Source organism: Streptomyces sp. NBC_01390, from assembly GCF_045040105.1.
Classification (GTDB): Bacteria; Actinomycetota; Actinomycetes; order Streptomycetales; family Streptomycetaceae; genus Streptomyces.
In genome coordinates, this window is sequence record NZ_CP109551.1 from 7362248 (window position 1) to 7379933 (window position 17686).

Annotated in this window: 16 protein-coding genes and 2 pseudogenes; 8 read left to right on the top strand and 10 right to left on the bottom strand. The window is 70.8% G+C overall.

Annotation, left to right across the window (positions count from 1 at the left end; translation table 11 throughout):
- Window positions 1-32 precede the first annotated feature (32 nt).
- Window positions 33-836 carry a polyphosphate kinase 2 gene (gene ppk2, locus OG241_RS33230; protein WP_405820568.1) on the top strand — a complete coding sequence of 268 codons (804 nt, stop codon included), beginning with the start codon at window positions 33-35 and terminating at the stop codon, window positions 834-836.
- 17 nt (window positions 837-853) lie between these two features.
- On the opposite strand, the pseudogene OG241_RS33235 reads toward ppk2, so the two are convergent.
- Window positions 854-1327, bottom strand: a pseudogene (locus tag OG241_RS33235) (universal stress protein); the annotation flags it as partial.
- Window positions 1328-1548: 221 nt separating this feature from the next.
- Between OG241_RS33235 and OG241_RS33240 the strand changes: the two are divergent.
- The 5 genes from OG241_RS33240 to OG241_RS33260 all read left to right on the top strand — a co-directional run bounded on the left by OG241_RS33240 (window position 1549) and on the right by OG241_RS33260 (window position 6057).
- On the top strand, window positions 1549-3264 hold the full coding sequence (locus OG241_RS33240; protein WP_405820570.1) for a SulP family inorganic anion transporter: 1716 nt from the start codon (window positions 1549-1551) through the stop codon (window positions 3262-3264).
- Window positions 3265-3512: 248 nt separating this feature from the next.
- Window positions 3513-3977 (top strand): cyclic nucleotide-binding domain-containing protein, encoded by a 465-nt coding sequence (locus tag OG241_RS33245; RefSeq protein WP_405820572.1) that lies wholly within the window; start codon window positions 3513-3515, stop codon window positions 3975-3977.
- A gap of 328 nt (window positions 3978-4305) precedes the next feature.
- On the top strand, window positions 4306-5007 hold the full coding sequence (locus OG241_RS33250; protein ID WP_405820574.1) for a response regulator: 702 nt from the start codon (window positions 4306-4308) through the stop codon (window positions 5005-5007).
- A gap of 136 nt (window positions 5008-5143) precedes the next feature.
- Window positions 5144-5509 carry a hypothetical protein gene (locus tag OG241_RS33255; protein ID WP_405820576.1) on the top strand — a complete coding sequence of 122 codons (366 nt, stop codon included), beginning with the start codon at window positions 5144-5146 and terminating at the stop codon, window positions 5507-5509.
- Window positions 5485-6057, top strand: a complete 573-nt coding sequence (locus OG241_RS33260) for a zinc-binding dehydrogenase (protein ID WP_405820578.1) — start codon at window positions 5485-5487, stop codon at window positions 6055-6057. The genes OG241_RS33255 and OG241_RS33260 overlap by 25 nt, the downstream gene beginning before the upstream one ends.
- A 444-nt stretch (window positions 6058-6501) precedes the next feature.
- On the opposite strand, the gene OG241_RS33265 is transcribed toward OG241_RS33260, so the two are convergent.
- Window positions 6502-7338 (bottom strand): hypothetical protein, encoded by an 837-nt coding sequence (locus OG241_RS33265; protein ID WP_405820580.1) that lies wholly within the window; start codon window positions 7336-7338, stop codon window positions 6502-6504.
- Between the two features lie 128 nt (window positions 7339-7466).
- Window positions 7467-8411 carry a helix-turn-helix domain-containing protein gene (locus OG241_RS33270; RefSeq protein ID WP_405826538.1) on the bottom strand — a complete coding sequence of 315 codons (945 nt, stop codon included), beginning with the start codon at window positions 8409-8411 and terminating at the stop codon, window positions 7467-7469.
- Between the two features lie 228 nt (window positions 8412-8639).
- Here OG241_RS33270 and OG241_RS33275 point away from each other — a divergent pair, with 228 nt between their 5' ends.
- Window positions 8640-9422: an MBL fold metallo-hydrolase gene (locus OG241_RS33275; protein ID WP_405820581.1), complete on the top strand. Its 783-nt coding sequence runs from the start codon at window positions 8640-8642 to the stop codon at window positions 9420-9422.
- Window positions 9423-9512: 90 nt separating this feature from the next.
- Here the strand turns inward: OG241_RS33275 and OG241_RS33280 are convergent, their stop codons facing one another.
- Window positions 9513-10445: an NADP-dependent oxidoreductase gene (locus OG241_RS33280; protein WP_405826540.1), complete on the bottom strand. Its 933-nt coding sequence runs from the start codon at window positions 10443-10445 to the stop codon at window positions 9513-9515.
- 90 nt (window positions 10446-10535) lie between these two features.
- On the opposite strand from OG241_RS33280, the gene OG241_RS33285 reads away from it, so the two are divergent.
- The gene (locus OG241_RS33285; protein ID WP_405820583.1) at window positions 10536-11549 is read left to right on the top strand and encodes a GlxA family transcriptional regulator; all 1014 of its coding nucleotides are present in this window, start codon (window positions 10536-10538) and stop codon (window positions 11547-11549) included.
- 16 nt (window positions 11550-11565) lie between these two features.
- Here OG241_RS33285 and OG241_RS33290 read toward each other — a convergent pair whose 3' ends face one another.
- The 6 genes and pseudogenes from OG241_RS33290 to OG241_RS33315 all read right to left on the bottom strand — a co-directional run bounded on the left by OG241_RS33290 (window position 11566) and on the right by OG241_RS33315 (window position 17673).
- Window positions 11566-12144, bottom strand: coding sequence for a TetR/AcrR family transcriptional regulator (locus tag OG241_RS33290; protein WP_405820585.1), 579 nt, complete (start codon window positions 12142-12144; stop codon window positions 11566-11568).
- Window positions 12145-12343: 199 nt separating this feature from the next.
- Entirely contained in the window at window positions 12344-13360 is a 1017-nt protein-coding gene (locus tag OG241_RS33295; RefSeq protein ID WP_405820587.1) for an alpha/beta fold hydrolase, read from the bottom strand.
- A gap of 284 nt (window positions 13361-13644) precedes the next feature.
- Window positions 13645-14295 (bottom strand): response regulator, encoded by a 651-nt coding sequence (locus OG241_RS33300; protein ID WP_405826541.1) that lies wholly within the window; start codon window positions 14293-14295, stop codon window positions 13645-13647.
- A gap of 389 nt (window positions 14296-14684) precedes the next feature.
- Window positions 14685-14768 (bottom strand): annotated as a pseudogene (locus tag OG241_RS33305) (short-chain dehydrogenase/reductase); the annotation flags it as partial.
- Window positions 14769-14958: 190 nt separating this feature from the next.
- Complete coding sequence (locus OG241_RS33310; protein WP_405820589.1) at window positions 14959-16293, bottom strand: enolase C-terminal domain-like protein; 1335 nt, start codon at window positions 16291-16293, stop codon at window positions 14959-14961.
- A 42-nt stretch (window positions 16294-16335) separates the two neighbouring features.
- A complete protein-coding gene (locus OG241_RS33315) occupies window positions 16336-17673 on the bottom strand; it encodes a gluconate:H+ symporter (RefSeq protein ID WP_405820591.1) in 1338 nt (445 codons plus the stop codon).
- Between the last annotated feature and the right edge of the window lie 13 nt (window positions 17674-17686).

Below are 17686 nucleotides of genomic sequence, written 5' to 3' on the forward strand. Positions count from 1 at the left end.
CCGTGGTTGGGTCATCGGACGGTGGAGGCGGCATGGCCGGCAAGAAGGCGGCGAAGCTGCCGCGGGAGACGTACGAGAAGGAACTGCTGCGCCTGCAGACGGAGTTGGTGAAACTGCAGGAGTGGGTGCGAGCGACGGGCACCCGGCTGGTCGTGGTCTTCGAGGGACGGGACGCGGCGGGCAAGGGCGGCACCATCAAGCGGGTCGCCGAACACCTCAACCCCCGTGTCGCCCGGATCGCGGCGCTTCCGAAGCCGACCGAGCGCGAGCGCACCCAGTGGTACTTCCAGCGGTACGTCGAGCAGTTGCCGGCCGCCGGCGAGATCGTGCTGTTCGACCGCAGTTGGTACAACCGGGCCGGGGTCGAGCACGTGATGGGCTTCTGCACCGGGGAGGAGTACCAGCTGTTCCTCCGTCAGTGCCCGATCTTCGAGCGGATGCTGGCCGAGGCCGGGATCCTGCTGCGCAAGTACTGGTTCTCGGTGAGCGACACCGAGCAGCAGGAACGGTTCCGGCGCCGCCTGGAGGATCCGCTTCGACGCTGGAAGCTCTCCCCGATGGACCTGGAGTCGATCACCCGCTGGGAGGCGTACTCCCGGGCCAAGGACGCGATGCTGGTGCACACCGACATCGCGGAGGCGCCGTGGTACGTCGTGGAGAGCGACGACAAGCGGCGGGCCCGCCTGAACACGATCGCGCACCTGCTCGGCTCGGTGCCCTACGACGACGTCCCGCCACCGGTGCTGACACTGCCCGAGCGCCCGCCGTCGACCGGCTACCAGCGCCCGCCGCGTGATCTGCAGACCTACGTCCCCGACCACGCGGCGAGCCTCTGAGCAGCCGGCCACCTCGGTCACACCCCCTCGGGCACGATGACGACCGGGCAGGCGGAGTGGTGCAGCACGCCGTGGGCGACCCGGCCCAGCTGGAGCCCGAAGTGCCGCTGCCGGCGACGGGCCCCGAGGACCAGGAGGTCGGCGTCGCGCGAGGCGTCCACCAGTACCGTCCGCGCGTGACCCTCGACCGAACGGCGACGCACCTCGACCCCGGCGGGGACGTCCTGGAGCGCCTTCTCCAGCGTCTCCACCGCCTGCTGCTCGTGCAGCCGGGCGGGTTCCCCGGCCAGCAGAGGGTGGTCGGTCGTCTCGTGCGCGGGGCACCGCCAGGCCCGTACGGCCGTCAGCTCGGCGCCTCGCCGCCGAGCCTCCTCGGCGGCGGCCAGGCTCTCGTTCGAACCGTCGAGGCCGACGGTGATGGTGCGGGTCATGATCTCCACCTCTTGAATCGGGGGCTCCGATACGAGACTCGTCCCCGGACAAGGCCCTCGGCAGGGGCCGCAGGTCCCGGCCGAGGGCCGACCGGCCCAGCCGGCCGGTGCTTCGGAGCGGCGGACCCACCGGCCCGCTCCCGTCTCGCCGGGGCGGTGGCCGTTGGGCTGAACGGCCCTGTCCGCAGGGACCGTTGGGGTGCATGATCGACCTCCGCCGGACAGAACTCGCCGTCGCGGGCGCGCCGGTGGATCCTGAGGCGGACCGAGGAAGGTGGCTCATGAGGCAGGACACGGGCAGGCACATCCCGGGATGGCGCCGCCTGCTGCCCGGCGCCGTCGTCCTCCTCGGCTACCGGCGCGCCTGGCTGCGCGGCGACCTGCTGGCCGGCGTCACGGTGGCCGCGTACCTCGTCCCCCAGGTCATGGCGTACGCGGGCGTCGCCGGACTGCCCCCGGTCGCCGGGCTCTGGGCGATCCTCCCGGCCCTCGCCCTGTACGCCCTGTTCGGGTCCTCACGCCTGCTCTCGGTGGGTCCCGAGTCCACGACCGCGCTGATGACGGCCACGGTCGTCGGCCCGCTCGCGGTCGGCGACCCCGGCCGCTACGCCGTCCTGGCGACCACCCTCGCGGTCACGGTCGGCCTGCTGTGCCTGGTGGCACGGGCCATACGCCTGGGCTTCCTCGCGGACCTGCTCTCCCGCCCCGTCCTGATCGGCTATCTGGCGGGCGTCGCCCTGATCATGATCGTGGACCAGCTGCCCAGACTCACCGGAGTGGGGACGGCGGAAACCCGGTTCTTCCCCCAACTGTGGTCCTTCGCAGGGAACTTGGCCGACGTCCACACGGCCACGGCCGTCCTCTCCGTCTCCGTACTCGTACTGCTCCTCCTGACGGCGAGGTACGTCCGTGCCGTGCCCGGCCCGCTGCTCGCCGTTGTCCTCGGCACGCTCGCCGTGGTGGCCTTCGGCCTCGACGACCGGTACGGCATCAAGGTGATCGGCGAGGTCCCCTCGGGTCTGCCGAGCTTCGCCCGGCCCGACCTGTCCGAGCTGCCGGGCCTGGTCCTGCCCGCCCTGGGCGTACTCCTGGTCGCGTACACGGACTTCATCCTCACCGCTCGGGCGTTCACCGGCCACGACGAGGGCGACGGCCCCGGCCTCGACGCCGACCAGGAGTTCCTCGCACTGGGCGCGGCCAACCTCGGCGCCGGCGTCCTGCACGGCTTCCCCGTCAGCAGCAGCGCCAGCCGTACCGCCCTCGCCTCCTCGGCGGGCGCCCGCAGCCAGGCGTACTCCCTGGTGGCCGGGGCCGTGGTCCTCGCGGTACTGCTCTTCCTGAGCCCGCTGCTCAGCCGCACGCCGTCGGCGGTGCTCGGCGCGCTGGTCGTGTACGCGGCGGTGCGGATGATCGACCTCGCGGGCTTTCGCCGCCTGGCCTCGTTCCGCCGTCGCGAACTTCTGCTCGCCCTCGGTTGCCTGGCCGGGGTGCTGACCCTCGACATCCTGTACGGCGTCCTCGTGGCCGTCGGCCTGTCGGTGGCCGAGCTCCTGACACGGGTGGCCCGCCCGCACGACGCCGTGGAGGGAATGGTGCCCGGGGTCGCCGGCATGCACGACGTCGACGACTACCCGCAGGCCCGCACGATTCCCGGCCTCCTGGTCTACCGCTACGACTCCCCGCTCTTCTTCGCCAACGCCGAGAACTTCCGCCGCCGCGCCCTGGCCGCCCTGGACGAACAGACGGCGCCCGTCCGCTGGTTCGTCCTCAACACCGAGGCCAACGTGGAGGTCGACATCACCGCGCTGGACGCGGTCGACGAACTCCGCCGCGAACTCGGCCGCCGGGGCATCGTCTTCGCCCTGGCACGGGTCAAGCAGGACCTCCTGGACGACCTTGAGGCGTACGGCCTCGCGGACGCCGTGGGGAGAGAGCTGATCTTCCCCACCCTGCCGACGGCGGTGGCCGCGTACCGGGAACGGTGTCGTGATCAGTAGGCCGGCAGACCGTGCGCCCGGCCTCGTACTTCGCGGTGCCGAGCCTGCGGAACGGCAGGCCCCCTCCGATGGGCGGGTCGTCTCACCCCTTCGGCGAACAGCCGGTCCGGCGTGACCGCAGGGGGCCGGAGGTCTCCGAGCCGGAGCCGGACGGCCCGGTCGAGGGACCGGGTGGCCCATGGCCTGCCGCCGGGCGTCGGGCACACGCTGGTCATGGCAGGTCCCACACTCCGCAGGGAGGCCACCTCATGATCACCACCCCCACCCCCAGCATGCTGCGAGCCCTGCCCGCAGACCACCGGCAGCGACTCATGCGCGTCGCCCGCGAGGTGTCCGTCCCCCAGGGGACGCGCCTGTTCGAGGAGGGCGGCAAGGCCGACCGGTTCTGGATCATCCGCACCGGCACCGTCGAGCTCGACATGCACGTGCCGGGCCGCCGCGCGGCCGTCATCGAGACCCTCCGCCACAACGAACTCGTCGGCTGGTCCTGGCTGTTCGGGCCGCACGTCTGGCACATGGGCGCCGAGGCGACGACCCCGGTACGGGCGTACGAGTTCGACGCCACGGCTGTCCGGCTGATGTGCCAGGAGGATCCGGCGATGGGGCGCACCGTCGCCCAGTGGGTCGGCGACGTGCTCGCCCACCGCCTCCGCTCCGCCCGGACCCGGCTGCTGGACCTGTACGCCCCCTACGGCGCCGGCACCCATGCCTGAGCCCGGCAAGGCACCGAGGGCCGAGGCCGAGGACCGAGAAAGAGGAGGGAGGGATCCGGGCGGCCATCCACCAGGCCAGGTGCGGGCGCTTCTCGGCGTCGAGCGGCCGACGGCCGGTGAGTGCACCGGCAGGGTCGTCCAGCACCGTCCTCATCATGGTGGCGGCGGCCCTTCGAGCTGGGTGAAGAGCTCCTCCACGGCATGATGAGGGGGCGTGTCCCGAAGCCCAGTAGGGCCGGTCGGCCCTAGTGCATCCGGCCCCGGCGAGCGATGATCGTCGTCACGGGCCACCCGCAGCCTGTCCGCCATCGGGGAACAAGGGGTCGTCATGGCCGAGGCACGCACCTTCACGGAACAGAATCCGATCCGCGTGTTCCTGCTGGACGACCACGAGGTCGTACGACGCGGCATCACCGACCTCCTCGACGCCGAACCGGACATCTCGGTGATCGGCGACGCCGACACCGTCGAGCACGCCCTCGTCCGCGGCCCGGCGCTGCGTCCGCACGTCGCCGTGCTCGACGTACGCCTCCCGGACGGCGACGGCATCTCGGTCTGCCGGGAGCTGCGCAGCCAGATGCCGGAGCTGGCCTGTCTGATGCTGACGTCGTTCGACGAGGAAGACGCCCTGCTGGACGCCATCATGGCCGGAGCCTCGGGCTACGTCCTCAAGCAGATCAGGGGCTCCGACCTGGTCTCGGCCGTGCGCACGGTCGCCTCCGGCCAGTCCATGCTGGACCCCGCGACCACAGCCCGCCTGATGCGCTCGCTGCGCGCCGACCCCGCGGCGACGCCCGCCGTCGCACCCGAGCTGGCGAGCCTGTCACCCCGCGAGCGGGACATCCTCGCCCTGATCGGCGACGGCCTGACCAACCGCGAGATCGGCAAGAAGCTCTACCTCTCCGAGAAGACCGTCAAGAACCACATCTCCCGCCTGCTGGCCAAGCTCGGCGTCCAGCGCCGCGTCCAGGCCGCGGTCCTCGCCTCCCAGCTGGAGCAGCCGGACACTGGCGACCGCTCCACGAAGTGAGCTCCGACCGGGCTGTCCAGAGCCCACCCGGGGCCGGACGGCCCCTGCTGTCCCGCTCGCCGGACGCCACGCTGATTCGGTCACCGAAACGCCCCGACGCCCTGTCGCCCCGGCGTAGGTCGGGGAGGAGATCCCGATGCGTACCGCAGTCCTCGATGCGACGAACCTGGAGACCCTGGTCTCCGCGGCCGTGGCCGCCCCGTCGATCCACAACACCCAGCAGTGGCGCTTCCGCCTGGACCCGGACACGCTGACCTTGGAGATCCGCGCGGCCACGCACCGCGGCCCGCGCCACATGACCGACCTTCCCGGTCGCCGCCGCCTGCTCGCCACCGGAGCGGGTGCCGCCCTCGGCGCGTTAGCCGCCACCGCCTCGCCCGCCGCAGCGTCCCCCGCCCTCGGTTCAACAGCGGGAGCCGAGGAGACCGTGGACGACGGGCCTTGGAACTCGCCCCCGCACCCAGGGGAACGGACCTGGTGCAGTTGGCCACGGTCGGCCTGAACGCCACCACCGCCGACCAGGCGCTGGACGCACTGGCCCTGGAGCCGGGGCAGTGGCTGCTGGTGTCGGGCGCCGCCGGTGGGGTGGGGCTCTTCACCGTGGAACTCGCGCGACTGCGTGGCCTGCGAGTGATCGCTCAGGCCGGAGCGGCCGACGAGAAGCTACTCCTGGAGGCCGGCGCGCAGCTTTTCGTCTCGCGCGAGGACGACCTGGTGCCCACGGTGCGCCGGCTGGTGCCCGGTGGCGTGGACGGCGCGGTCGACGCGGCCAACCTGGCCGCCGGGGCGGCGGACGCCGTGCGGCACGGCGGTGCGTTCGTGTCGCTGCTCAACTCCGCGCCCATGGCGCGCCGCCAGGTGCGGATGACCAACCTGGCGTGGCACACCGACGCCGAGCGCCTGGCCAAGCTGGCGGCCTACGCGGGCGCCGGTCTGATCAGCCTGCGGGTGGCCGGTACCTACCCGCTGGAGCGGATCGCGGATGCCCACCACGCCCTCGCCGCCGGCGGGCTGCGGGGCCGGATCGTCCTGGTCCCCGACCATCGGTGAGAAACGACCGGTCACGATGAGCGATTCGGAGGGCGCACGGTGGTCGTCACCGGGGGCGCCACCGTCCCGCTGCGGTCGCAGTCCCTGCCGACGCGACCGTCAACGACGGTCCTGACCGGCACTCTGTTCCAACTTGCCCCGGGCCAGGTGGACATGGATCAGCGCGAGCACGGGACAGCGTACTCGCGCATGCCGACCCGCGGTGAGGGCGGACCTGCCAGGGCCTGCCTCATCAGGACCTGCCTCAACCGGTCAGCCGTGGCGTGGTCCCCGATGCCGGCGCCTGGGAGTGTGGTTTGACGCTGCGTCAGGCGAACTCCTTGTGTCAGCCGTCGCGTCGGTGCCCTGATGGCGGTCGTGGCCCGGCGCCTGGACCAAGCTGCAACCGCCTCGAACTCGACCGCGCCGCCGTGACCGCGCCCATGAGCTGTGCCAACTGCCGGTTCAGGGGCGGGGCGAGGTGTCCAGGAACTGGCGGAGGGAGGCCGTCATGCTCGTCACGAAGGCTTCCCGGGTCTCGTCGCTGACGTGGTCGAGGGAGAGGTAGGGGTTGAGGTCCTCCAGCTCGACCAGGAGCAGGTCGCCCTCCTGGGTACGGCAGGCGTCCACGCGCTGGATGCCGTGGTCGAGGGTGTTCCAGTCGATGAAGCGGCGCGCGAAGTCGAGGTCGGCTTCGGTGGGCCGGTAGGGCTCAAGGACCCAGCGCCGGTCGGGGTCGGGGGCGTGCAGGGCGTACTGGAAGGTGTCGTCCACGTAGTAGAAGGACACCTCGTAGCGGAAGTCGATGCGCGGCTGGACCAGGATCTCGCCGTAGGTGAGGCCGGCCAGTTCTTCCTGAGGCACGAAGCGGAGGCCGATGGAGTCCGCCCCTGCCTTCGGCTTGACCACGTACTGTTCGGCCTCGGGCAGGCTGCCGAGGTCCTGGGACCGGTCGATGGTGGGGATGACCGGGTATTCGGCTGCGGTCAGGTCCAGCAGGTACTGCTTGCCGGCCATGTCGGCCCGGCCGGACAGCGGGTTGTAGACCCGGGTGCCGCGCGCCTCGGCCTGGTCGCGGAAGGCGTCGTACTCCTTCTGATAGTGCAGCACGGGGCCGCTGTTGCGGACCACGACCGCGTCGAAGGCGTCCATCAGAGCCGCGGCGTCCAGTGGATGGCACAGGGCGACGTCGAAGTCGTTCCGTAGCCGCGACGACAGGAAAATGTCCTCATCGCAGTAGCGCCGGCCCCGGGCCTCGTAGGCGAGATCGGTCACGAACAGAACGCGGGGGCGGTCGGGCACGGGGTATCTCCTGGGTCGGTGGCCACCAACCTACCCAGGCCGCCGGCCGACGCCCGGCACCGGGCGGGGCCCGCGTCTACCGGACGGTCAGCCACCCTCAGTAGCTCGATGGCCCAGGAAGGCGCGGTTCAGGTGGCCTGGCCGAAGGACCCCGAGGCCTGCGGCGAGGCGCGTTGGGAGGCGCGGAAGGCCAGAGGAGTGCGGCCGGTGTGGCGTTGGAAGAACTTGCCGAAGTGGGTGGCGCTGGTGAAACCGAGGTGGGCCGCGATGGTGGCGGCCGGTTCGGTGCCGTGGGCGAGGAGGCGCTTGGCCTCCAGGGCGAGGCGCTGGTCGAGGTAGTCCTTGGCGCTGAGGCCCGCCGCGGTCTGGGTGGCGCGGGTGAGGGTGCGGGTGGAGTAGCCGAGTTCGCGGGCGTAGTCGTCGATGCGATGGGTGCGGGAGAAGTCCCGCTCGACGGCGTCGCGGAAGCGGAGGAAGGGCTCGGGGGCGGATTCCGTGCCCTGGCCGTGCTGCTGCAGGTGGGCGAGGCGCAGGAGTACGACGTCGAGCAGGCGGTGCAGCAGCGCGGTGTGCACCGGCGGCGGACGGCGGTCCGACCGGGAGAACTCCGCGGCCAGTTGTTCGGCCGCGGCCGCGAGGACGGGGGCCTCCGAAGGATCGGGGCTGCACAGGGGCATCGGGGCGGTGGTGACGCCGAGGCCGGCCAGTTCGGCGGTCTCGGGGGCCACGAAGTCCTCCTGGAAGAGGATCATGACGGCCTCGGCCCGGTCGGGATTCTGCCACTGGTGCACCTGGCCGGGCCGGATCCACAGCCAGGAGCCGGGCGGCAGTACGTACCCGGTGAAGTCGACCCGGTGGCGCAGAGTGCCGGAGGTGACCAGCAGCAGGGCGTGGAAGTCCTGCCTGTGCGGGGTGGCGATGTGCCAGGGCCAGTCACGGGTGCGGTCGCGGAAGTCGGCCAGGGTCATCACCTCCAGGCCCGCCGGGGTTCCGGCCGGAGGCTGGAAGACCACCTTCGGCAGTCCCGTCTCCCGCCGACCGGGCTGCTGCGGCGCTTGTCGCCTGTGGACCATCACGAGACCGGAGCGTACCTCGCCGACCGCCGGGTTCCGTCGCAGTATGGAGTCGTTCCAGGGGTGACAGGCCTAAGGCAGGCCTACGGCGCGGAAGCCGGCCGTTGTGTCCGTTGCGGCCGATGGTCGGTCGTGAGCCGGCCACCAACGATCCGGCCCCTTCCCCCATCCCCGTTCCCCCATTCCAGTTCCCCCCATCCCCTCACGCACGTCGACAGGAGCAGAGCCATGCACGGAACCCTCACGGTCATCGACAAGGGATCGGTCCGTATCCACAGCTACACCGCGCCCGAGGACGGCCTGGACGTCAATACCCAGTTGATCGAGACGCCGTCGCGGATCATCGCCGTCGACGCGCAGTTCGTCCTCGCCTACGCCGACGAGGTCGTCGCCTACGCCAAGAGCCTCGGCAAGCCGCTCGACCGTCTCGTCATCAGCCATGCGCACCCCGACCACTACCAGGGCGCGGCCCGCTTCGGCGTTCCCGTGCACGCGCTGCCGGAGACCATCGCGGAGATCGTCGCCACGGGCGCGAAGACCGACCTGCCCACCGGCGCCCCGATCCCGCTCGCCGACATGACCCCGACCGTGGAGATCACCCCGGGCACCGAGGTCGTCGACGGCATCCCCTTCGAGTTCGAGAAGGTCACCGGCGGCGAGATCCACACCACCCTCGTGATCAAGCTGCCCGAGCAGGGCGTCCTGGTCGCCCAGGACGTCGTCTACAACCGCACCCACCTGTGGTTCCTGGACAAGGACTTCGACGGCTGGCAGGCCAACATCGACCGCTTCGCCGCCCAGTCCGAGTACGACACCATCCTGCCCGGCCACGGCGAGCCGACCACCCCGGCCGTCTGGGCCGAGCTCACGGAGTACGTCAACGCCGGCCGCGAACTGCTCGGCGACGACGGCGACGCGTACAAGAAGGCCATCACCGAGCGCTACCCCGACTACCAGGGCGCTGCCCTCATCGACGTCTCCAACGCCTACATGTTCGGCCCCAAGAGCTGACACCTCTCCCGGGCCTGCGACGCCAGGTCCGCGGGGACGGCCGCGGTGTCGCCTCGGGACCAGGCACGTACGGCGGGCGAGGCCGTCGGGTCAGCGGACGGTGAGGACGATCTTGCCCGTCGTACGTCCCGTCTCGCCCAGCGTGTGTGCCTCGGCGGCCCGGGCGAGCGGGAACGTGGCCTCGATGTGGGCCCGCAGCCTGCCCGAGCCGGCCAGGTCGGCGATGGCGCGCATACCCGCGTGGTCGGCCTCCACGAGCAGCACCTCGAGCCGCACACCGAGTTCCGCGGCCTTCTCGGCCTCCTCCGGCGTGCCACCGCCGAGGAGCGACACCAGGGTTCCGCCCTTGCGCAGTACGTCCAGAGAGCGGGTACGGGTCTCGCCCGCGAGGGGATCGAGGACCACGTCCACGTCGCTGACGGCCTCGGCGAAGTCGACGCTCCGGTAGTCGATCACCTCGTCGGCGCCCAGCTCGCGCAGGAACGCGTGCTTGCCCGCGCTGGCCGTGCCGATGACGTACGCACCACGGGCCTTGGCGATCTGTACGGCGAGATGGCCGACCCCGCCCGCGGCCGCGTGGATCAGGACGCGCTGTCCCGGGCGGACGTCGGCGGTGTCGACGAGCGCCTGCCAGGCGGTGAGGGCGGCGAGCGGGAGGGCGCCCGCCTGGATGTGGTCGAGGGAGGGGGGCTTGGGCACGAAGGACCGGGTGGGGGCGGTGACGTACTCGGCGTGGGAGCCCCTGCCGTACGGGTAGGGCAGCATGCCGAAGACCTCGTCGCCCGGCTTGAACAGGGTGACGCCGAAGCCGACCGCCTCGACGACCCCGGAGACGTCCCAGCCGAGGACGTACGGCGGCTCGCCGACGAACGCTCCGCCTGCCCGGTGCTTCCAGTCAGTGGGGTTGACGCCCGCCGCGTGGACGGCGACGAGGATCTCACTGACGCCGGGCGTCGGGCGCGGAACCTCGATCTCCTTCACCACTTCGGGGCCGCCGTGGACGTCCTGGCCCATCGCGCGCATCGATGCATTCGAATCAGTCATACGGCAAGGCTGCGCCAGCCACTGACCACCCGCAATGGCCGGATTGCCAGTATTCGATAGGAACTTGCCATGGGGCACGAGGTACATCGGCGTCGTCCTGTTCAGCTTCCGGGACACCGCCCTCATCGCGTGGGCGTACTGGCACTCGAAGGCGTCTACCCGTTCGAACTGGGCATCCCCAACCGGGTCTTCGGCTACGCCGACGGGCGGTACGACGTGCGCACCTGCACCGTCGACGGGCGCCCGGTGCGCACGAGCGCCGACTTCACGGTGGCCGTCGAGCACGGCGCCGAGGCGCTCGAGACCGCCGACACCGTGGTCGTCCCACCGTTCGACCACACCATCGTCTCGGACCGGCTGACGGAACCTTTGGCCGCCGCGGTCGCCCGGATCAGGCCGGGCACGCGGATCGTGTCCATCTGCACGGGCGCCTTCCTGCTCGCGGCCGCCGGGCTGCTCGACGGGCGGCCCGCGACCACGCACTGGGTGCTGGCCGACGCCTTCCGCCGGCTCTTTCCCAAGGTCGCGCTGGACGCCGAGGTGCTGTTCGTGGACGACGGCGACATCCTCACCTCGGCCGGGGCCGCGTCCGGTCTGGACGTCTGCCTCCATGTCGTACGCAAGGACCACGGCAGCGAGTTCGCCAACCGGGTGGCGCGGCGCTGCGTCGTACCGCCGTGGCGGGAGGGCGGGCAGGCGCAGTACATCGAGCAGCCCGTTCCCGACCCGTCCTCGGCGGGAACGGCGGCGACCCGCCAGTGGGCCCTGGAGCACCTGGACGAGCCGCTGACGCTCGCGGACCTGGCCGGGCACGCGCGGATGAGCGCACGGACCTTGGCGCGCCGCTTCCAGGAGGAGACCGGCACCAGCCCCGGACGCTGGTTCATCCAGCAACGGGTCCAGCGGGCACGGCAGTTGCTCGAGTCCAGCGATCTGTCCGTGGACCAGATCGCCGGCGAGGTGGGCTTCGCGACGGGAGCCTCGCTGCGGAAGCATCTGCACGCGGCGATCGGGGTGTCCCCGCTGGCGTACCGCCGTACGTTCCGTACGACGCCGACGGGCCCGGGTCCGGGTCCGCTGTGAGCCGGGCCGGCAGGGCTCAGCCGTGTGGTCCCGCGCCGTGCAGGAGTGTGTCGACGACGAGGGCGGCCAGGGACTCCGGGTCCTGGGCGGCCGGATCCCCGGGGGTGCCGGGCCGGTTGACGGCCTCGCTGAGGAGGGCGATGTAGACCTGCCGCGTCCACGTGAGGTCCGCGTCCGGGGCGATCAGTCGCTCGCGCTGTGTCCGGGCGAGGAGGTGGAGGGCGCGGGCGTTGATGTCCTCCCAGAGGGCGGCCGCGGTTTCGGTGTGGGGTGTGGCGTGGTCGAGGGTGAACCGCCATGTGCTCTTGACCCTCAGGACGTTCGTGGTCACCCGGTGGAGCGCGACGAGGGCGGGGGCGGTGTCGGGCCGGGCCTCCTCGATGGCGTCGAAGAGCTGCTGCTTCGCGGAGACGGCCAGCGACTCCAGGAGTGCCTGCCGGTTGGCGAACCGCCGATGCACGGTGATACGTGTCAGTCCCGCCGCCTCGGCGATCTGTTCCATGGAAGCGCCGGCGTCCTCGGCCAGTACCCGCTCGGCCGCCTCCAGAATCGCGCGCACACTGCGCTCGGCGTCTGCCCGCAGTGCTCGGCCCATGTCGGCCTCCTGTCGTGTCGTCGGTTCCTGATCCTCTGTAGAGGATACGTGAACGATACGACTACTCAATTAAGAGCTTCTTATTTGTTACGAGTGTTGTACTAGTTGATACATGGATGAAGCTGATAGAAGTGGCGGTACCCCGCCGGGCTCCGTGCCGGCGGGGTACGCGGATGGGGTGTCGCGGTGTCTGCGGGTGTCAGCGGTCGAGGAAGGTGTTCACCTCGGTGCCGAACTTGACGGCGTACTGGTAGAGGAACCCGTGACCGGCGTCCGGGTAGATGTGCAGCTGGGCGTTGGGGAGGTACTTGGCCAGCAGCTTGGAGTTCTCGGCGGGCATCAGGATGTCGCTCTCGCCGTCGGCGACCAGGACCGGCTGGAAGAGGGACTTCAGACGGACCAGCTTGGACTTGTCGGTGATGCCCCACTCGGACCACGCGGTGAGCTGGTGGTCGCGGGTGGTGAGGCTTGTGGGGGTGTCGTGGTCGGTGGTGCGCTCCCCGAGGCGCTGCAGGAACTCCTTGCCCGCGGCCTGGCTGGTGGGGGTGTTCTTGAAGAACAGGAAGAGGTAGTCCTCGGGGCCGGGGTTGTCCTTCAGGGAGTGCTGCAGGATGGCGGGGTCGGAGGCGCGCTGGTTCACTCCGCCCTGGGGGCCGGTGGCCGCCAGGACGACACGGCGGACCTGCCAGGGGCGGCGCAGAGCGACCTCCTGGGCGACCTCGCCACCGAGGGAGAAGCCGAACACGTCGTAGCGGGGCAGCTTGAGGGCGTCGACGAAGTCGATGGCGTCCAGGGCCATCTGCTGGTTGGTGCTGGGGGTGGTGCCGGTGGAGCCGCCGACGCCGACGTTGTCCACGAGGATGACCTCGCGTTCGGCGGCGATGGTGTCGATGAGCTTGGTGTCCCAGCCGTCGTTGTTGCCGCGGAAGTGCTGGAGGAAGACCAGGGGCACGCTGCCCGCGCTGGGGTGGCCGAAGCGGCGGTACTGGTACGTGACGCCGCCTGCTGCCTTGACACGCAGGTTGGGGGCGGTGCTGGCGCTCACCTCGTTCTGCGTCCGGGTGACCGCCTGCCGCGTGCCGCTGGAGTCTCCGCTCACGGCGTTGGCCATGCTCGGCGCGGTGGCGGCGACAGCCGCGACGACCGACATGGTGGCCAGTGCCATCGCGGTGCGCCGGGAGATACGGGTACGGGTGGGTCGATTGGTCGAGGACATGCGCATTCCTTGAGTCGGGCCGGAGGTCTTCTCCGGCGCGTTGGACCTGCCGTGCGCTCCGCGTACGCGTGTCCGCGGACCGCACGGATCGTGGAGCTGTTGCTGATGACCCGGCGACTTCGTCAAGCCGGGCTCGTCGAGGTCATGGCCCGCGCGAGGGTGGGGGAGCTGGGAGCGACCGCGCCGGTGAGTCCGGGGCGGCGACGGAACTCCCGCATGATCGACATGCTCAGAAACTAGGGACCGGCTGTGTCGTCGGGCGTCCTCCCGGGCGCTCGACGAGGTCATCCGCCGGGGTGAACCAGTCCGCTCTCGTAGGCCAGGACGACGGCCTCGATCCGGTCGCGGAGCTGCAGTTTGGCGAGGATACGGGCCACATGGGTCTTGACCGTGCTCTCGCCGAGGAACAGCTTCCCGGCGATCTCCCCGTTGTTCAGCCCCCGACCGACCAGCCCCAGCACCTCCCGCTCACGATCGGTCAGTACGTCGAGACGCGCATCGGCCACGGGAGTGACAACGCCCGTGACATACCGGTCGATCAGCCGCCGGGTCACCGAAGGGGCGACCATCGTGTCGCCGCGCAGGACGCCACGTACGGCGACGAGCATCTCGGCGGCCGTCGTGTCCTTGACGAGGAAACCACTCGCTCCCGCACGGAGCGCCGCGTAGGCGTACTCGTCGCGGTCGCAGGCGGTAAGGACAAGCACCCGCGTATCGGGCAGTGCGGCGAGCAACTGCTCGGTGGCCGAGATGCCGTCCAGGCCCGGCAGCCGCGCCTCCATGAGGACGAGGTCCGGACGCAGCGTGAGTGCCAGCGCCACGGCCGTCTCGCCGTCCCCGGCCTCGCCGACGACCGTCAGGTCCGGCTGGCCCCCCACCAGCATGCGCAGTCCGGCCCGCGTCAACTCCTGGGTGTCACAGATCAGTACGGCGATCTCCGCCGTGATGCTCCCGCCGCCCGACCGTACGCCGGTCAGCCCGTGCCCGGACGCCGTCCGGTCGGTGTCGCGGGCACCGGCGTGGACGGCGGCGCCACGGTTGAACGGCTCAACTGCGAGCGCCCAGTCAAGGCCCCGGTGGGCTCTGGTGACGAGGACGGTACTGGCGGACATGCCCATGAACTCCTCCTGGTGAACGGGGGCGACCGAGACGTTCCGACTCCCGTGTGGCCGGGCTTCGTCGAGTGGTCAGTCGGCGAGGAAGGCCGTCACTTGGGTGACGAAGGCCTTGGCGTGCTGGAAAGGGAGCAGGGGGGAGCGGGGTAGAGGGGTGTCGGGCGGTGGTCAGGCGGCGGGGAGGTGGTTGAGCTTGCTCAGTTGCTGGTCGCCGCCGCCAGCGCGAGGGCGGCGGCCTTGCCGATGCCGGAGGACGCACCCGTGACGAGGGCTACCGGACGTGTTGTTGCCATCTTGGACTCCTGATTCCGGGATCGGGGCACCTCCCCGACCAGCTTCATCAATGTATCAGTTCCAAGATAAAACGCAACATGAAAGCATCAATTAAGAAGTGATCCGTAGCGTTCACGCATCCTTTAACGCCAGAGGGGCGACGCGTTGTCGCGTCGCCCCTCTCCGGACCGTTGGTGTCGAGCTGCCCCGCTACCGCACCAGGCAGGGCCGCTTCCCGTCGAACTCCCACCCCGGCACCAGGTACCGCATCCCGATCGCGTCGTCCCGCGCCCCCAACGCCCGCTCCTGGTACAGCTCGTGAGCCGCGAGCACCCGCTCCATGTCCACCTGGACGCCCAGTCCCGGCGCGTCCGGCACCGCGATCTCACCCCCGATGATCTGCGGCGGAGCGACCGTGAGGCGTTCCAGGCCCTCCTGCCAGATCCAGTGGGTGTCGAGGGCGTTGTACTCGCCCGGGGCCGCCGCACCGCAGTGGGTGACCATGGCCAGGGAGATGTCGAAGTGGTTGTTGGAGTGACACCCCCAGGTCAGGCCCATCGCGTTGCACAGCTGGGCCACGCGCACCGAGCCGCGCATGGTCCAGAAGTGGGGGTCGGCAAGCGGGATGGACACCGACTGGAGGGCCAGGGCGTGGGTCAGCTGCCGCCAGTCCGTGGCGATCATGTTGGTCGCCGTGGGCAGACCGGTCGCCCGGCGGAACTCGGCCAGGATCTCGCGCCCCGAGTAACCGCCCTCCGCGCCGCAGGGATCCTCCGCGTAGGCGAGGGTGTCGGTCAGGGGGCCGCACAGCTCGATCGCCTCGGCCAGTGACCAGGCGCCGTTCGGGTCGAGGGTGATCCGGGCCTCGGGGAAGCGGTCCTTCAGCGCCCGTACGGCCTTGACCTCCTCCGCGCCTTCCAGGACCCCGCCCTTGAGCTTGAAGTCACGGAAGCCGTAGCGGGCGTGGGTCGCCTCGGCCTGGCGGACGATCGACTCCGGGGTGAGGGCCTCCTCGTGCCGGATGCGGTACCAGTCCACGTCCGCATCCGGTTCACGGACGTAGTCCAGCTCGGTCCGGTCCGGGTCGCCGACGTAGAAGAGGTAGCCCAACACCCGTACGGAATCCCGCTGTTGGCCGTCGCCGAGCAGGGCCGCCACGGGTACGTCCAGGTGCTGGCCGAGCAGGTCGAGCAGAGCCGACTCGACGGCCGTCACCGCGTGCACGGTGGTGCGCAGGTCGAAGGTCTGGGCGCCGCGTCCGCCCGAGTCGCGGTCGGCGAACCGGGCGCCGATCTCCCGCAGGACGCGCTGGTAGTCACCCACCTTGGCGCCGACGACCAGGGACTCCGCGTCGCGCAGCGTCCGCGTGATCTTCTCGCCGCCCGGCACCTCGCCGAGCCCCGTACGGCCCTCGGAGTCGGTGAGGATCACGATGTTGCGGGTGAAGTAGGGGCCGTGGGCGCCCGAGAGGTTCAGCTCCATGCTGTCGCGGCCGGCGACGGGGTAGACGGCGAGGGCGGTGACGGTCGGCTGACTCGTACTCATGGTCGTCAGGGTCCTTAGTCGAATACGCGGGGTCGGTGGGGGTCAGATGCTGAGGATGTCCAGGGCCCATTCCGTCGCCAGCACGCCGCCCAGGCCCAGTACCGCCAGTACGGTCGTGTAGCTCGTACGGACCTTGATGGCCTCGACGACGGACAGGTTGAAGTACTCCTTGAACAGCCAGAAGCCCGGGTCGTTGACGTGCGAGCAGGCGATCGAGCCGCAGGCGACGGCGAGCACCATGATCTCCGGGTGGACGCCGCTGCCCGCGAGGAGCGGCAGCACCACGCCGGAGGCGGTGACGACGGCGACCGTCGCCGAGCCGAGCGCCACGCGAAGGATCACGGCGATGAGCCAGGCGAGGATGATGGGGGAGACGGACCAGGTGTCGGTGGCGTCCTTGATGTAGTCGGAGATACCGCCCTCCACCAGGACGTTCTTGAAGGCGCCGCCCGCGCCGATCACCAGCAGGATCATCGCCATCGCCTGGGCCGCCGACGTGCAGGACGCGCCGACCTCCTCCAGGCTCCGGCCGATACGCGGACCGAACGCCCACACCGCCAGACACAGGGTGAGCAGCAGCGCGATCGGGGCCGAGCCGACGAACGCGACGACGTTCAGGAACGGGCTCTCGGCGGAGGTGGCCAGGTCGGTCACCGCCGCCCCCGCTATCAGGACCACCGGGAACAGGGCCACCGACAGCGACCACCCGAGGCCGGGCATCTCCTCGTCGGTGAACTCGCGCTCACTGACCAGACCCTTGGGGATGGACGGGGCCATCGCCCTGATGAACGGCAGGCGCGGCCACACCAGGGCGATGAGCGCGCCCACCGGGACGGCGATGAACAGGCCGTAGAACAGGGTCAGTCCGACGGAGGCGTGGAAGGTGGCCGCGACGGCGGTCGGGCCGGGGTGCGGGGGCAGGAAGCTGTGCATCGTGGAGAGGGTGATCGACATCGGCAGCCCGACCCACAGCAGCTTCGCGCCGGTGACCCTGACCAGCGTGAACGCGATCGGCACGATGATGATGAAGGCGACCTCGTAGAACATGGTCACGCCGATGAGCATCGACGTGATCACCATCGCCACCTGGACCCCGCGCGGTCCGCCCGCGTCCAGCAGCTTCCCGGCGATCCGCTGGGCGGCCCCCGAGTCGCCCATGACCCGGCCGACCATGGCACCGAGCCCGATGGTGAGCATCGTGTCGCCGATCTGACCCCCGATGCCGTCGGAGAGGACGTCCGGGATGGTGGCCACGGGGATACCCCGGACCAGCGCGACGCCGACCGCCACGAGGAGCAGGGCGGCGAAGCCGTTGAGTTTCAGTCTGGTCATGAGGAGCAGCAGAATCAGAACGCTGATGCCGACCACGAGGAGAGGCAAGACAGTTCCCCTT

Coding starts and splice junctions, on each gene's coding strand:
- ppk2 (WP_405820568.1), top strand. CDS start 33: ATGGCCGGCAAGAAGGCGGCGAAGCTGCCGCGGGAGACGTACGAGAAG.
- OG241_RS33240 (WP_405820570.1), top strand. CDS start 1,549: ATGAGGCAGGACACGGGCAGGCACATCCCGGGATGGCGCCGCCTGCTG.
- OG241_RS33245 (WP_405820572.1), top strand. CDS start 3,513: ATGATCACCACCCCCACCCCCAGCATGCTGCGAGCCCTGCCCGCAGAC.
- OG241_RS33250 (WP_405820574.1), top strand. CDS start 4,306: ATGGCCGAGGCACGCACCTTCACGGAACAGAATCCGATCCGCGTGTTC.
- OG241_RS33255 (WP_405820576.1), top strand. CDS start 5,144: ATGCGTACCGCAGTCCTCGATGCGACGAACCTGGAGACCCTGGTCTCC.
- OG241_RS33270 (WP_405826538.1), bottom strand. CDS start 8,411: ATGGTCCACAGGCGACAAGCGCCGCAGCAGCCCGGTCGGCGGGAGACG.
- OG241_RS33275 (WP_405820581.1), top strand. CDS start 8,640: ATGCACGGAACCCTCACGGTCATCGACAAGGGATCGGTCCGTATCCAC.
- OG241_RS33280 (WP_405826540.1), bottom strand. CDS start 10,445: ATGCGCGCGATGGGCCAGGACGTCCACGGCGGCCCCGAAGTGGTGAAG.
- OG241_RS33285 (WP_405820583.1), top strand. CDS start 10,536: ATGGGGCACGAGGTACATCGGCGTCGTCCTGTTCAGCTTCCGGGACAC.
- OG241_RS33290 (WP_405820585.1), bottom strand. CDS start 12,144: ATGGGCCGAGCACTGCGGGCAGACGCCGAGCGCAGTGTGCGCGCGATT.
- OG241_RS33295 (WP_405820587.1), bottom strand. CDS start 13,360: ATGTCCTCGACCAATCGACCCACCCGTACCCGTATCTCCCGGCGCACC.
- OG241_RS33310 (WP_405820589.1), bottom strand. CDS start 16,293: ATGAGTACGAGTCAGCCGACCGTCACCGCCCTCGCCGTCTACCCCGTC.